The 14961-nt window shown below is 61.3% G+C and carries 11 protein-coding genes; 2 read left to right on the forward strand and 9 right to left on the reverse strand.

Going from position 1 to position 14961, the window contains the following annotated elements; all coding sequences use genetic code 11:
* Positions 1–2: 2 nt before the first annotated feature.
* The gene (pcaC, locus tag C4J91_RS07125; RefSeq protein WP_124361675.1) at positions 3–398 is read left to right on the forward strand and encodes a 4-carboxymuconolactone decarboxylase; all 396 of its coding nucleotides are present in this window, start codon (positions 3–5) and stop codon (positions 396–398) included.
* 115 nt (positions 399–513) lie between these two features.
* Here pcaC and C4J91_RS07130 read toward each other — a convergent pair whose 3' ends face one another.
* From C4J91_RS07130 to C4J91_RS07160, 7 genes are all read right to left on the reverse strand, one after another.
* Positions 514–1413, reverse strand: a complete 900-nt coding sequence (locus C4J91_RS07130) for a polysaccharide deacetylase family protein (RefSeq protein WP_124361676.1) — start codon at positions 1411–1413, stop codon at positions 514–516.
* 84 nt (positions 1414–1497) lie between these two features.
* Complete coding sequence (locus C4J91_RS07135; RefSeq protein ID WP_124361677.1) at positions 1498–2748, reverse strand: OprD family porin; 1251 nt, start codon at positions 2746–2748, stop codon at positions 1498–1500.
* 152 nt (positions 2749–2900) lie between these two features.
* On the reverse strand, positions 2901–4517 hold the full coding sequence (locus C4J91_RS07140) for a J domain-containing protein (protein WP_124361678.1): 1617 nt from the start codon (positions 4515–4517) through the stop codon (positions 2901–2903).
* An 11-nt stretch (positions 4518–4528) separates the two neighbouring features.
* Entirely contained in the window at positions 4529–6226 is a 1698-nt protein-coding gene (locus C4J91_RS07145) for a molecular chaperone HscC (RefSeq protein WP_124361679.1), read from the reverse strand.
* 159 nt (positions 6227–6385) lie between these two features.
* Positions 6386–7843 (reverse strand): AdeC/AdeK/OprM family multidrug efflux complex outer membrane factor, encoded by a 1458-nt coding sequence (adeC, locus tag C4J91_RS07150; RefSeq protein WP_124361680.1) that lies wholly within the window; start codon positions 7841–7843, stop codon positions 6386–6388.
* Entirely contained in the window at positions 7840–11001 is a 3162-nt protein-coding gene (locus C4J91_RS07155) for an efflux RND transporter permease subunit (RefSeq protein ID WP_124361681.1), read from the reverse strand. Before C4J91_RS07155 ends, adeC begins: the two co-directional genes overlap by 4 nt.
* 3 nt (positions 11002–11004) lie before the next feature.
* A complete protein-coding gene (locus tag C4J91_RS07160; RefSeq protein WP_124361682.1) occupies positions 11005–12153 on the reverse strand; it encodes an efflux RND transporter periplasmic adaptor subunit in 1149 nt (382 codons plus the stop codon).
* Positions 12154–12439: 286 nt separating this feature from the next.
* Here C4J91_RS07160 and C4J91_RS07165 point away from each other — a divergent pair, with 286 nt between their 5' ends.
* On the forward strand, positions 12440–13072 hold the full coding sequence (locus C4J91_RS07165) for a TetR family transcriptional regulator (RefSeq protein ID WP_124361683.1): 633 nt from the start codon (positions 12440–12442) through the stop codon (positions 13070–13072).
* Between the two features lie 318 nt (positions 13073–13390).
* On the opposite strand, the gene C4J91_RS07170 is transcribed toward C4J91_RS07165, so the two are convergent.
* Complete coding sequence (locus C4J91_RS07170; protein ID WP_124361684.1) at positions 13391–14446, reverse strand: alkene reductase; 1056 nt, start codon at positions 14444–14446, stop codon at positions 13391–13393.
* A 26-nt stretch (positions 14447–14472) separates the two neighbouring features.
* Complete coding sequence (locus C4J91_RS07175; RefSeq protein WP_124361685.1) at positions 14473–14814, reverse strand: helix-turn-helix transcriptional regulator; 342 nt, start codon at positions 14812–14814, stop codon at positions 14473–14475.
* Positions 14815–14961 lie beyond the last annotated feature (147 nt).

The raw sequence follows: 14961 nt of genomic DNA on the forward strand, positions 1-14961 counted from the left end.
TCGTGGACGAGAAACAACGTTATGCCGAAGGTCTGCAAGTGCGCCGCGACGTGCTGGGCGACGCCCATGTCGAGCGCAGCCTCAACGCGCTGACCGAATTCAACAGCGAGTTCCAGGAAATGATCACCCGCCATGCCTGGGGCGACATCTGGACCCGTCCTGGCTTGCCCCGGCACACCCGCAGCCTGATCACCATTGCCATGCTGATCGGCATGAACCGCACAGAAGAGTTGAAGCTGCATCTACGTGCCGCCGCGAGCAACGGCGTGACCCGCGCCGAAATCAAGGAAGTGCTGATGCAGAGCGCGATCTACTGCGGCATACCGGCGGCGAATGCGACGTTTCATCTGGCCGAGTCGGTGTGGGATGAGTTGGGTGTCGAATCACGCAAGGCCTGACTCTGGAACACAGGCAAATGTGGGAGGGGGCTTGCTCCCGATGACGGTGGATCAGTGAGCTGATTGGTGACTGACCCACCGCTATCGGGAGCAAGCCCCCTCCCACATTCAGGCATCAGCGCATATCGGCATCCCACACCCAATTCCACACCCCCGGCAGATGCACCGGCTCGTTCACATCCTTGACCGTGCGTGCCAGCGCCGCGCGTTGCAGCGCAGCGGTGTCGGTGTAGAACGGCTCGGCGGCGGTAGTCATCCCGTTGATGCGTGCACTGTCCATCAGGATCTGCAGGTACTCCTGCATATGCCGCGCGGTGTAGCGGTTGATGTCGTGGAAGGTCACCACCACCGGTATCACGCCGTCCACCGTTGGCAACTCGCCCAAGGCTATGCGTTCACGCACCACTGACAGCTGCCGGTACAGGTTGGCGCGGCGGCGCGGGCTGGCGTTGAAGCCCCAGATTTTGCCGTCATTGGCACTCAGGTCGGTCAGCAATACCTGCATGCCGTGGCGCTGGTAGGCGGCGAAGGTGCGGCGGTCGTAGTTCCAGAATGGTGGTCGCACCAGCCGGGGCGGCGTGCCGGTGATGGCGGCAATGTGCGCGGCGCCTTCGGTGAGTGTGCGTTCCAGCTCGGCATCGTTCAGCCAGCGGTGGTTGGTGTGAAACGCCGTCGCCGTATGGAAGGCCAGGACATGGCCGGCGGCATACTCACGCTCCATGGTCTTGCGCCCTCGGGCGCTGCCGCCGGAGCGTGCCGCTTCGGTCTGCAGGAAGAACACCGCCTTGATCCCTGGCAGCACCGGGTTGTGCGCCAGGTCGGCCATCACCGAACGGCTCGGGTTGTTGTACCCCGAGGCGCTGGGGCCATCATCGAAGGTCAGCAGAAAACGGATCGGCGCCTGCGCTTGCAGGCGCTGTTCGGTCTGCGGCGTCAGGGCGATGGGCGAACCAATACAGCCCCCCAGGCTCAGGGCCAGGGCAAACACTGCGAGTGCTGTAGCGAAGGTTTTCATGCTGTGCGCGGGCCCGAATAAAAGGCCACTGCTGGGGCGATCAGCAGCGGCAGGCGCGCACCATACAGTAACTGCGGCGCCGGTTTACAGCAGACTTATCGGGTAGCTGACGATCAACCGGTTTTCATCGAACTCATTGTTGCTGTAGTCGCGACGCATGCTGGAGTTGCGCCAGCGCAGGGTGAGGTTTTTCAGGCTGCCGCTTTGCACGGTGTAGCCCAATTCGCTTTCGCGGCCCCATTCCTTGCCGTCGGTCACCGTGCCGGTGTGCACGTTGCTGCCGCTGATATAACGGTTCATCAAGGTCAGGCCGGGTACGCCAAGGGCGGCGAAGTTGTAGTCGTGGCGCACTTGCCAGGATTTTTCCTCGGCGTTGTCGTAGCTCGAGTTATAGCTGTCGTTGGCCAGGGTGCCGCCGCTGGTGCCGTTGACCCGCATCCAGGCGCTGTTGCCGGTGAGCTTTTGCAGGCCGACGTAGAAAGTGTTGCCACCGTGGCGGGCCGATAACAAACCGGACCAGGTCTTGTTGTCCAGGCTGCCGGCGCGGGCGCTGCCGTCGTCCTTGCCGTAGAAGAACCCCAGGTTGGCGCCCAGGGTCCAGTCGCCCACCGGCTGGCTGTGGATCAGATTGACAAATTGCTGGCTGTAAATGTCCTTGAGCTGGGCATTCCATACCCCGACTTGCGTGCGTTTGTCGTTGAAGGCGTATTCGGCGCCCTGGAAGTTGAAGCGGTCGGAGGTGAACGCAGGTTTGCCGGTCATCGACATGTCGCCCATGCTGCTGTCGTCGCGCGGGCTATTGGCACGGAACTGACCGCCATACAGGGTCAGGCCCTCGATTTCCTTGGACGTGATCTGCCCGCCGCGCAGGGTTTGCGGCAGTGAGCGGCCATCGTCCGCGCGCAGGATCGGCAGCACCGGCATCCATTCGCCGACTTTCACCTCCGTCTTCGAAAAACGCGCCTTGAACGCCACGCCCAGGCGCCCGAACTCATCGGCCGGTCGGCCGTCGTGGTCCAGCGGCAATAACTGAGTGCCGCCGGTGCCGCGCCCGCCATCGAGCTTGAGCGAGTACAGGCCCAGCACGTCCACCCCGAAGCCGACCGTGCCCTGGGTGAACCCGGACTTGGCGTCGAAGATGAAACTTTGCGTCCACTCCTGCGCGCCGCCCTGGGTTTTGGTCGGGTTGGTGTAGTTGCGATTGAAGAAGAAATTGCGCAGGTTGAGGTTGGCGCTGGCATCTTCGAGAAAGCCGTGTTCTTCGGCGACCACGGGGAGGGCAAGACTGGCGACCGCAGTTGCCAGCAACAGCCGGCGCGGGTGGAAAGTGCTCATGGTTTCGGACCTGTTGTTATTGGGTTTATGCAGGTGGCGGCCATGGTGCGCGGCGGTGCGGGGGCGATGAAAGTGGGGGAGAGCGGGTTGTGGGCGATGATCGAACGCAAGTTACCGAGCCTGAGCGTTGCACCCAGGCCCGGCTGGCGAGGTCAGCGTAGCGGCAGGTTGAGGTGGGTCCAGGGCACGGCCGGCAGGTAATACTGGGCGGCGAGGATTGCCGCCACCATCCCTATCAGGAACACCGCTTGCTGCGGGCTCCAGAATGCCCAGTGCAAGCCGTTCACCCACGGGTACTGGCTGGCTTTGGCGCTCATCTGGCCGATGCGCCTTGTGTGCAGCAGGTTGATCAGCACCATCCCGCCGTAGGTCACCATACCCAGTACGCCCAGTATCGCCCCGCAGGCCAGCAGCATGCACAGCTGGGGGACGCCATGGCGTAGCACCAGCCAGTATCCGTTGGGATTGAGTCGCTTGGGGATCAGGCGCTGGCTCAGCCACAGGTCTTGAACAATAAGAGACCAGCTCGTGGCGACCCACATCTGGGTGAGGCGAAAACTGATCGCCGCCGGTACGATCGACAACGCCAGCATTATCACCGCCGCGCTAGCATCCAGCTTTGCGGATTCGTCGTGGATCAGGTTCAGGCCCGTCCCCAATGCGAAGATTGCCCACAGTCGGATAAACGCCTGGATGTAGATCGGTCGGGCCATGAATTTGCGCCAGAAAAACGCGTCGGCCTCAGGCAGTCGCTCCAGCAGTTGCGGGTAGCGCCACGTCAAGGTTTCGCCGAGTTGCTGACACGCGTTCCAGTGGGCCTCGCTGAAGCCCTTGATCAGGCGCAGTTGTTCTTTCGCAGACATCGGTGTCAGCAGCAAGCGCGCGGCCTGGGCGTCGACGGACATGCGGCGGGTGTCCTGGGCCTTTTCCTGAAGGTTGGTGTAGAAGCTTTCCTGCTCGCAGCGCGACACCAGCTCGCGCCATAGCCAGGCGGGCTCCGGGTGGATGCCTTGCTGGTCGTCCCAGCCAAACGCTTGGCACACGCGCTCGAACAGCGGCACGCTCCATTGGGTGTCGTGCAGCAGGCGCAGAATGCTCTGCTGCCATTGTTGCTGCAGGTCGAATATTCGCAGCCAGGGCTGGCTGTTGTACTGGGTCAACGCGGTGATGAACTCGCGCTCGGCTTTTTGCTCCAGCAGTGTTTGCAGATGATGATGATATTCCTGCAGCAATTGGCTGACGAGTGCCTGGTGTTGCCACGGCAGCATGCTCACGCGTTGCCAGGGCGTCAGCCATTCCAGGTGTTGCATCGCCCAATGGACGATGGCGCTGCGCTCGCCAGGTGCTTCGAAGCAATGGCGCAACAGCCCGGCCTGAAAGGCGTCGCCACAACCCAGCTGCTGGGCCTGGGCCCAACGTTCATCGAGATTTTGCGGATCAACGCCCTGGAGCAGGGCGTGTGCCGGGTCCGGTTCGCGGGCGTCAAGAGGCGCCGGACGCAGCGTGCTCACGTCCATCAATTCGGCCAGGTCGTTGAAGTGGCCATGGCTTTGTTCGACGACGTCAGCCTGGCGCTCCTCTTCTTCCTCCTGCTGATGCTCGGCTTGCCAGCGCGAAGAGCTCAGCGCTTGCTCATAGGCTTCGCGCAAGCGCTGGAAACCCTCGGCATCTTCGTCCGGGCGACAGCTTTTGATCAGCCGCGCGTAAGTGCGTTTGATCGTACGTTCGTCGGCATCATCGGCCAGTTGCAATACTGTCCAGCAGTCCATGTCGTTAAGCCTCAGCGCCAGAACCCGTTATCGAGTTGCTCAAGTTGTCGGGTCAGTTCGCTGCGGGCCTCGCGGATGCGGCGTTCGTCCTGGGTATCGAGCACTTGCTGGAATTGCGCGGCCCAGTGGCCCAGTTGCTGGCGCAAGTCGCCCAGGCTTTCCTGGTAGAGGCGTTCGAGGCGGGCGGTCAGCACCGTGTTGACCTGCTGGTCGCGCGGATGAATCTTCAACAGTGCCAGGGCTTGCAGGCGTTGCTGGATCTCCTGCGGGCTGAGCACGCCCGGATTGTTCTCAATCACCAGCGAATGCTGCTCGCCCGTCAGTGGGATGCTCACCTGGGCTTCGAGCAGACCGTTGTTGTCGTAGGTGAAGCGCACGTCCAGCGAGACCTCGCCGGCCTTGCGCTTGGGTACCGGGATTTCCAGTTGGCCCAGCTCGATGTTGTCTTTCACCAGGCGGCTTTCGCCCTGATAGATTTTCAGCAGCACCCGCGACTGATCGTCGGAAAGGGTGACCACGCTTTTAACCCGGCTCACCGGTACGCTGCTATTGCGTTCGATCAGCGGCAGGTAATGGCCGCTTTCGATGTGGCTGCCGTACTGGTTGGCGGTTTCGATACCCAGGGTGTACGGGCATACGTCAGTCAACACGACTTCTTCCAGCGCCGCGGATCGGGCCTTGAGCGCCGCCTGAATCGCCGCGCCATGGGCGACTACCTGGTCTGGATCAAGGCTGATGGACGGGAAGCGCCCGAACAGACTGGCGGCGAGTTTGCGCACCAGCGGCATGCGCGTGGTGCCGCCCACCAGCAGGATTTCATCAAGATCGCCTACACGAATGCGCGCATCGCGTAGCGCCCGTTCAATCGGCGCACGCAGGCGTTCGAGCAGGGGCGTATAGAGCTTGGCTAGTTCCTGTTGGGTGATGGTTTTCACCCATTGCTGGCCGTCGACACGCAAGGCGAAGTCGGCGCTGTCGTCCTGGCCCAATGCCTTGCGCACGCGCTCGGCTTCGCGGCGCAGGGCCTGCAGTACACTGCTGGTGGGTGGGAAACCCTGGGTGTTGCGCTGGCTGTCGACGAAGTGTTCCAGCAACAGCGTGTCGAAGTCTTCGCCGCCGAGGAAGTTGTCCCCCGCGCTGGCGCGCACTTCCATTACCCCGTCGAACAGCTCGATGATCGACACGTCGAACGTACCGCCACCCAGGTCGAACACGAGGAATGACGTTTCCTTGTCACGCTGATGCAGGCCGTAGGCGAGGGCGGCGGCGGTGGGTTCGTTGATCAGTTTTTCAACCGTGAGCCCGGCCAGTTCACCGGCGATACGCGTGGCCTTGCGCTGGCCGTCGCTGAAATACGCGGGCACGCTGATCACGGCTTCGGTGACGGTATGCCCGTAGGTGCGCTCGATGTCTTCCTTCAGGCTTTTGAGCACCAGTGCCGAGAGTTCTTCCGGGCGGAACGAGCGGTCACCCAGACGGACTTCGGTGGCACTGCCCATATAGCGCTTGAACAGCGAGGTGGTCAGATGCGGGTGGGTATGCAGGCGCTCTTTGGCAGCCTGGCCTACCAGGACACGGCCCTGATCATCCAGCCCGACCACACTGGGGGTCAGCAACTGGCCAAGGGCATTGGGCACCAATTCTGCGGCATCACCGCGCCAGACGGCGGCCAGACTGTTGGTGGTCCCCAAGTCGATTCCTACGATCATTACGACAAGCTCCCTTTGTGGTCTGTAAGAATCTGTTACCAATTTTACCCTGAACGGTTCAAGAAAAAGCAAGCCCAGCTCCCACAGGGGGCCGACGTTGTTAATTCAAGGGCATAAAAAAACCGCTTCCGGTAAGGGAAGCGGTTTTTTGCCGCGCTATTAGAACAACTTCAGCGGCGGTGCCTCTTCTTTCACTGGCTCGTTCTTCGCGGTCTGCTCGTTCCAGCCACCGCCGAGGGCCTTGTACAGGTTGACCTCGCTGGTCAGCTGCGCCAGGCGGTCGGTGATCAGCGATTGCTGGGCACTGAACAGTTGGCGCTGGGCATCGAGGAAGGTCAGGTTGCTGTCCACACCGATGCGGTAGCGACGCTCGGCCAGGCGGTAGTAGTCCTGGTTGGCGGCGACGAAGCCACGTTGTGCATCCAGTTGCTGCTTGTAGGTCGCACGCGCGGCGAGGCCGTCGGAGACTTCCTGGAAGCCGGTCTGGATGGCTTTCTCGTAGTTGGCCACGTTGATCTCTTTCTGGATCTTCGAGTAGTCCAGGCTTGCGCGCAGGCTACCGGCGTTGAAGATCGGGATGTTGATCTGCGGCGCGAAGGACCAGGTGCCCGAGCCGCCCTTGAACAGGCCGCCCAGGTTCGGGCTGGCGGTACCGGCGCTGGCGGTCAGGCTGATGCTCGGGAAGAACGCCGCGCGGGCCGCACCGATGTTCGCGTTGGCGGCCTTGAGGTTGTACTCGGCCTGAACGATGTCGGGACGCCGTTGCAGCAGGTCCGACGGCAAGCCAGCGGGGACTTCGCTGAGCAGGTCATCCGACAGTGGCTTGCTGGCGATATTCGCCGGCAGGCCAGTGCCCAGCAGCAGGGTCAGGCTGTTTTCGTCCTGGGCCACCTGGCGCGTATAGCGGGCCAGCTGCACGCGGGCGTTTTCCACCGAGGTGCGCGCCTGGCTGAGGTCGAGGGCCGAGGCCACGCCGACTTCGTTGCTGCGCGAGGTGAGCTTGAAGCTCTGCTCGAACGCGCCGAGAGTGTCCTGGGTCAGCTTGAGCAGTTCCTTGTCGGCCTGCCAGGTCAGGTAGGCATTCGCCACACTGGCCACCAGGCTGATCTGGGTGCTGCGCCGCGCTTCTTCGGTGGCGAAGTATCTCTGCAGCGCTTCTTCACTCAGGCTGCGCACGCGACCGAACAGGTCCAGCTCATAAGAGCTGATCCCCAGGCCTGCCGAATACTGGCTGGCGATGGTCGATTCGCCGGTCTGCGACAGGCGCGCCGGAGTACGCGAACGGCTGCCGCTGCCAGTGGCCGAGACGGCCGGGAACAGGTCGGCACGCTGGATCTGGTACTGCGCCGCATACGCGTCGATGTTCAGGGCCGCGACGCGCAGGTCACGGTTGTTCACCAGCGCAGTCTGGATCAGCTGTTGCAGGGCAGGGTCATGGAAAAACTGCTTCCAGCCTTGCTCGGCGGCAGCCTGGCCCGGCGCCTGGGCCGACGAATACGCCGGCCCCTGCGGGAACTGCGCCGCTACCGGCGCTTCGGGGCGCTGGTAGTCAGGGATCAGCGAGCAGCCACTGAGCACGAATGCGGTGACGGCTAAGGAAAGTAGCGACTTGCTCATTGGCCAGCCTCTTTAGGAGTTTGCTTGGTTTCAGTCTTTTTACGCTCGCCAGCGGAGGACACGGTTGCGTAGAACAATGGCACCCAGAAGATTGCCAGCACCGTGGCCGTGATCATACCGCCGATAACGCCGGTACCGATCGCGTGCTGGCTGCCTGAGCCGGCGCCGGTGGAAATCGCCAGCGGCAATACGCCGAGCACGAACGCCATGGACGTCATGATGATCGGGCGCAGACGCATGCGGGACGCCTCGATGGCCGCCTCGACGATGCCCTTGCCCTGCTCGTGGAGTTCTTTGGCGAACTCCACGATCAGGATGGCGTTTTTCGCCGCCAGGCCCACCGTCACCAGCAAGCCCACCTGGAAGAACACGTCGTTGGACAAGCCGCGCATGCTGGTGGCGATCAGCGCACCGATCACACCCAGTGGCACCACCAGGATTACCGCGATCGGAATCGACCAGCTTTCGTACAAGGCCGCAAGGCACAGGAACACCACCAGCAGCGACAAGGCGTACAGCGCAGGCGCCTGGGAGCCGGACAGACGTTCTTCGTACGACAGGCCTGTCCACGCGTAACCGATGCCGGCCGGCAGTTCCTTGGCAATGCGCTCGACTTCCGCCATCGCGTCACCGGTACTGTAGCCAGGCGCCGGCGTGCCGAGGATTTCCATCGCCGCTACACCGTTATAACGCGAGAGCTTCGGCGAGCCGTAGATCCACTTGCCCGACGAAATGGCCGACAGTGGCACCATTTTCCCGGAGTCGGCGCGCACGTACCATTTGTCCAGGTCTTCCGGTGACATACGGCTGGCCGCGTCACCCTGCACATACACCTTCTTCACACGACCACGGTCGATGAAGTCGTTGATGTAGCTACCGCCCAAGGCGATGGCCAGGGTCTGCTGGATGTCCGAGAGGCTGATGCCCTGGGCGCTGGCTTTCTCGTCATCGACGGTCAGTTCGTACTGCGGCTCATCGTTCACGCCGTTGGGCCGCACGCCCGCCAGTATCTTGCTTTGGGCTGCCGCACCGAGGAACTGGTTACGGGCTGCCATCAGCTTGTCATGGCCGACACCACCCTGGTCTTGCAGGAACACGTCGAAGCCGGTGGCGTTACCCAATTCCAGAACCGACGGCGGCACGATGGCAAAAACCATGGCGTCCTTGAAGGTCTGCATGAAGTAGCCCTGGGCGCGCTTGGCAATCTCGAATACCGACGTGGACGAATCACGCTCGTCCCACGGCTTGAGCATCACGAAGGCCAGACCCGAGCTTTGACCACGACCGGCAAAGTTGAAGCCGTTCACGGTGAACACCGATTTCACGCCCTTGCCTTCGCCTGGCTCGCCTTCCTTGTCATGCAGCAGGAAGGCCCGCATGTCGTCGATGACTTTTTGCGTGCGTTCCGCCGAGGAGCCTACCGGTGTCTGCACCTGGGCAAAGATCACGCCCTGGTCTTCTTCAGGCAGGAACGCGCTTGGAATACGGGTGAACATCCAGATCATGCCGGCCAGGATCAGCACATACACCAGGAAGGCCGGGATTTTGTGCTTGATCATCGCGCCCACGCCGCGCTCGTACTTGAGTACGCCGCTGTCGAAGGTGCGGTTGAACCAGCCAAAGAAGCCGCGCTTGGGTTGGCCGTGTTTTTCCGGGTCGATCGCCTTGAGCATGGTGGCGCACAGGGCTGGGGTGAAGATCAGGGCAACCAGTACCGACAACGCCATCGCCGACACGATCGTGATGGAGAACTGGCGGTAGATCACACCGGTGGAGCCGCCGAAGAAGGCCATCGGCAGCAGTACCGCCGACAGTACCAGAGCAATACCTACCAGGGCGCCCTGGATCTGGCCCATGGACTTGATCGTCGCTTCCTTGGGCGACAGGTGTTCCTCGGCCATCACCCGTTCGACGTTTTCCACCACGACGATGGCATCGTCCACCAGCAAGCCGATGGCCAGGATCATGCCGAACATGGTCAGGGTGTTGATGGTGAAGCCGAACGCCGCCAGGATCCCGAAGGTACCCAGCAATACCACCGGTACGGTCATGGTGGTGATGATGGTGGCGCGGAAGTTCTGCAGGAACAGGAACATCACCAGGAACACCAGCACGATCGCTTCGACCAGGGTGTGCACCACACCGGAGATCGATTCGGTCACCACCGGGGTTGTGTCGTACGGCACCACGGCTTTCATGCCAGGCGGGAAGAACGGTTCCAGGGACGCCACGGTAGCGCGGATCGCTTTACCGGTGTCCAGGGCGTTCGCACCGGCTGCCAGCTTGATCGCCATACCGGAGGCCGGCTTGCCGTTGAACTGTGCACTGATGCTGTAGTTCTGGCCACCCAGTTCGATACGCGCAACGTCGCCCAAACGCACTTGGGAACCGTCGGCGTTCACCTTCATCAGGATCTTGGCGAACTCTTCAGCGCTTTGCAGACGGGTCTTGCCAATGATGGTGGCGTTCAACTGCGTGCCGGGCAGGGCAGGCAGGCCGCCCAGTTGGCCGGTGGCCACCTGCACGTTCTGGGCCTTGATGGCGTTGCTGACATCCACCGGGGTCAGCTGGAAGTTGTTCAGCTTGGCCGGGTCGAGCCAGATACGCATGGCGTACTGCGAACCGAACACCTGGAAGTCACCCACACCCGAAGTACGGGAGATCGGGTCCTGGATGTTGGACACGATGTAGTTGGAAAGGTCGTCCTTGGTCATGCTGCCGTCTTCCGACACCAGACCGATCACCATCAGGAAGTTCTTCACCGACTTGGTCACGCGGATACCCTGCTGCTGCACTTCTTGCGGCAGCAGTGGGGTCGCCAGGTTCAGCTTGTTCTGCACCTGGACCTGGGCGATGTCCGGGTTGGTACCCTGGTTGAACGTCGCGGTGATGGTCATGCTGCCATCGGAGTTACTGTCCGAGGCCACATAGCGCAGGTTGTCGATACCGTTGAGCTGTTGCTCGATGACCTGCACCACGGTGTCCTGCACGGTTTGTGCGGACGCGCCTGGGTAGGTCACCTGGATATCAATAGCGGTTGGCGCAATGGCCGGGTATTGGTTGATGGGCAACTTCAGGATCGACAGTGCCCCGACCAGCATGATCACCAGGGCAATTACCCAGGCAAAAATGGGACGGTCGATAAAAAATTTCGACATGGATTACTCCCCTTGACCAGCAGCGGCAGCAGGCGCTGCAGCAGTACCGGCGGGTTTGGCGTTGTCGGCGTCCTTGACCTTGACTTCAATGCCCGGCTTGATGAATTGCAGGCCCTCGGTGATCACGCGGTCGCCGGCGTCCAGGCCTTTTTCCACCAGCCAGTAGGCGCCGGAAGTCCGATTGGCAACCAGTACGCGTTGCTCGACCTTGTTGTCCTTGTTCACGATCAGTGCGGTCGGAATGCCCTTCAGGTCACGGGTCACGCCTTGTTGCGGCGCGAGAATGGCCTTGCTGTTCACACCGGCTTGCAGTTGGGCGTGCACGAACATGCCGGGCAGCAGCACATGGTCAGGGTTAGGGAACACGGCGCGCAGGGTCACGGAACCGGTGGTCTGGTCGACCGACACCTCAGAGAATTCCAGCTTGCCTGGGTGGCCGTAGTCGCTGCCGTCTTCCAGGGTCAGCTTGACCATGGCGGCGTTGTCGCCGGCTTTTTGCAATTGGCCGCTTTCCAGGTCGCGGCGCAGTTTGAGCATTTCTGCCGAAGACTGGGTGACGTCGACGTAGATCGGGTCCAACTGCTGGATTACAGCCATGGCATCGGCCTGGCCGTTGCTGACCAGCGCGCCTTCGGTCACCGAAGAACGGCCAATGCGCCCGGAAATCGGCGCGAACACCTTGGTGTAGCGCACATTGATCTGCGCGCTCTGCAGGTCGGCCTCGGCGGTCATGCGGTCGGCGACGGCAGTGTCGTATTCCTGGCGGCTGACGGCTTGCTCATCGACCAATTGCTTGTAGCGATCGGTGATCGACTTGGTCTGGGTCAGCTTGGCCTGGGCGCTCTTGAGCGTGGCCTCATACACCGACGGATCGATCTGGTAGAGCTGCTGCCCTTCCTTCACGTCGGCGCCTTCCTTGAACAGGCGCTTGAGAATGATGCCGTTCACCTGCGGGCGCACTTCGGCAATGCGGTAGGCCGTGGTACGGCCTGGCAGCTCGGTGGTCAGGGTAAAGGCTTGCGGTTGAATGGTGACCACGCCGACCTGAGGGGTTTGAGCGGGCGGTGCCGCTTCTTCCTTTTTACATCCGCTGAGCAGCGATGCCAGGGCGACGGCAGTGACCAGAGCGGTAACAGCTGGCTTAAGTTGCATGAAGATCCTCGGGTCAGGCGCGCAGGGTGCGCACAAGAAGTGTGGAAGGGTAAAAAACAAGCTGTGAGTAGATAAGTAGCTTGCTACGCAATATACTTACGTTCATGGTTGTTTGTAAACTCTTGACAGGCAGGGCGGAATGTAGACAAAGCACCGCCCAAAGCCTCGATTTTAGTACGTTCGGCGCCCATGACGGTGTCGTCCCACAATTATTCTGATGATCGTTCGCGTCTATTAACGTTGCGTTAACGATAGTCCCAAGTGTTCTGATTGAGGTTTTACTGCCATGGTTCGTCGCACCAAAGAGGAAGCTCAGGAAACGCGCAGCCAGATCCTCCAAGCCGCCGAGCAAGCCTTTTATGAACGGGGCGTTGCGCGGACCACGCTGGCGGATATCGCCGCCCTGGCCGGCGTGACGCGCGGTGCCATCTACTGGCATTTCAGTAACAAATCCGACTTGCTGCAGGCGCTGCTCGACACGCTGCACGAACCCTTGGACGAATTGGCCCGGGCGAGTGAAAGCGAGGATGAAGTCGACCCGTTGGGATGCATGCGCAAGCTGCTGATTCATCTTTATCATCAAGTGGCTCTGGACCCGAAAACCCGGCGCATCAACGAGATCTTGTTCCATAAGTGCGAATTCACCGATGAAATGTGTGACATGCGCCGCCAGCGCCAGGCCCATAGCCTGGAGTGCAACCTGCGCATCGGCCTGACGTTGCGTAATGCGGTGCATCGCGGGCAATTACCGGCAAATCTTGATACCACCCGTGCAGCGGTGTGCATTCATGCCTACATCCACGGCCTGATCGGCCAGTGGCTATTGGTGCCTGACAGCTTTCAGTTGCATCAAGACGCCGAACGCTGGGTGGATGCAGGGCTGGACATGCTGCGCCTGAGCCCCAGCCTGCGCAATTGAGACAAAATGCGTAATTACGTCCAGTTGTGTCAACAGTAAAGCCTAAGGATGGTCAATCGTCCTTCTGCCTGATTGAAGGGATGACTTTATATACGGGCTGGTGGGCGGTTGATAGGTAGCGGCCTAAGTATTTTGTAGCGATTTTGTTGCGGTTCTGTGAAGCGATGTTTCCAAGGGACTACACACAGGCAAAATGTGGGAGGGGGCTTGCTCCCGATAGCAGTGGTTCAGTCAACACTTCATTGACTGACAAACCGCCATCGGGGGCAAGTCGAATCGTCGCACCGCCCCTCCCACATTGTTCCATGTTTCAATCAGTTAGATCGGCAGCGTTGGGTAGTCGATATAGCCAACTGGCCCTTTACCGTAGAAGGTTTCCGGGTGCGGCTCGTTCAGTGGCGCATCGGCCTTCAAGCGTGCCGGCAGGTCCGGGTTGGCAATGAACGGTATGCCGAAGGCCACCGCATCGGCCTTGCCGGCGGCCAGCCAGGCGTTGGCGCTGTCTTTGGTGAAGCGTTCGTTGGCGATGTAGACGCCGCCGAAGGCTTTTTTCAGTTGGGGGCCAAGGCTGTCTGCGCCTTCTTTTTCACGGGCGCAGATAAAGGCGATGCCGCGCTTGCCCAGTTCGCTGGCCACGTAGGTGAAGGTTTCCGCCAGGTTGGCGTCACCCATGTCGTGAGCGTCAGCGCGCGGTGCCAGGTGCACGCCCACGCGGCCGGCGCCCCAGACTTCGATGGCGGCGTCGGTCACTTCCAGCAGCAGGCGCGCTCGGTTTTCCAGGGAACCGCCGTACTGGTCGGTGCGCTGGTTGGTGCTGCTTTGCAGGAACTGGTCGAGCAGGTAGCCGTTGGCACCGTGGATTTCCACGCCGTCGAAACCGGCGGCCTTGGCGTTTTCGGCGCCGGTGCGGTAAGCGTCGACGATATCGGCGATTTCAGCGGTTTCCAGGGCGCGTGGGGTCGGGTAGTCGGCCAGTGGGCGCACCAGGCTGACGTGGCCTTTGGGCTGGACCGCGCTCGGCGCCACCGGGGTTTCGCCGTTCAGGTACGACTCATGGGAGATGCGCCCGACGTGCCACAGTTGCAGGAAGATCTTGCCGCCCGCGCCGTGGATCGCCTTGGTCACATTGGACCAGCCGCGAACCTGGTCGTTGGACCAGATGCCCGGCGTGTCGGGGTAGCCCACGCCCATGGGCGTTACGGAGGTGGCTTCGCTGAGGATCAGCCCGGCGGACGCACGCTGCACGTAGTACTCGGCCATCAGCGCATTGGGCACGCGGCCGGCGTCCGCACGGCAGCGGGTCAGCGGCGCCATGATGATGCGGTTTTTCAGTTCCAGGTCGCCCAGTTTGATGGGATCGAAAATAGTCGGCATGGGAAAGCACCTTTGTCTCAAGTTGATCAGTGGGTCGTGGGGGCCAGCTCGGCATCGCCGGGGGCGCTGAGTTCGGTGAAGAGCGCAGTGAGGAAAGCTTGGATCACGTCCTCATTGCGTTTGAAAAAATGCCACTGCCCGGCCTTCTGGCTGGTGATCAAGCCCGCCCGTTGCAAAGTGGCCAAGTGGGCCGACACGGTCGACTGGGACAAGCCGCAGCGCTGGTCGATCTGCCCGGCGCAGATGCCGTATTCGTGATTGTGCAGTTGCTCGGGAAATTGCACTTTCGGGTCTTTCAGCCAGGTGAGAATGTCTCGTCGTACTGGGTGCGCCAGGGCTTTTATTATGTCGTCGAGGTCGAAGGGCATGGCAGAGGCTCGGTGTCGTAAAACGTTATATCGCGATGAGGCGAACCTTAAATCGTTATATCCCGATATACCAATATGATTTTGCTCTGAGGTCAGTCGAATTGGGTATATCGGGTTATAACGATACGTTGGCGGCAGTGGTAGACT

Origin of the sequence: Pseudomonas sp. R3-52-08 (assembly GCF_003851745.1) — a bacterium.
GTDB lineage: Bacteria > Pseudomonadota > Gammaproteobacteria > Pseudomonadales > Pseudomonadaceae > Aquipseudomonas.

What these genes read in the sequence shown, in the direction of transcription:
- C4J91_RS07130 (WP_124361676.1), bottom strand. Translation starts at nt 1,413, where the DNA reads ATGAAAACCTTCGCTACAGCACTCGCAGTGTTTGCCCTGGCCCTGAGC.
- C4J91_RS07135 (WP_124361677.1), bottom strand. Translation starts at nt 2,748, where the DNA reads ATGAGCACTTTCCACCCGCGCCGGCTGTTGCTGGCAACTGCGGTCGCC.
- C4J91_RS07140 (WP_124361678.1), bottom strand. Translation starts at nt 4,517, where the DNA reads ATGGACTGCTGGACAGTATTGCAACTGGCCGATGATGCCGACGAACGT.
- C4J91_RS07145 (WP_124361679.1), bottom strand. Translation starts at nt 6,226, where the DNA reads ATGATCGTAGGAATCGACTTGGGGACCACCAACAGTCTGGCCGCCGTC.
- adeC (WP_124361680.1), bottom strand. Translation starts at nt 7,843, where the DNA reads ATGAGCAAGTCGCTACTTTCCTTAGCCGTCACCGCATTCGTGCTCAGT.
- C4J91_RS07155 (WP_124361681.1), bottom strand. Translation starts at nt 11,001, where the DNA reads ATGTCGAAATTTTTTATCGACCGTCCCATTTTTGCCTGGGTAATTGCC.
- C4J91_RS07160 (WP_124361682.1), bottom strand. Translation starts at nt 12,153, where the DNA reads ATGCAACTTAAGCCAGCTGTTACCGCTCTGGTCACTGCCGTCGCCCTG.
- C4J91_RS07165 (WP_124361683.1), top strand. Translation starts at nt 12,440, where the DNA reads ATGGTTCGTCGCACCAAAGAGGAAGCTCAGGAAACGCGCAGCCAGATC.
- C4J91_RS07170 (WP_124361684.1), bottom strand. Translation starts at nt 14,446, where the DNA reads ATGCCGACTATTTTCGATCCCATCAAACTGGGCGACCTGGAACTGAAA.
- C4J91_RS07175 (WP_124361685.1), bottom strand. Translation starts at nt 14,814, where the DNA reads ATGCCCTTCGACCTCGACGACATAATAAAAGCCCTGGCGCACCCAGTA.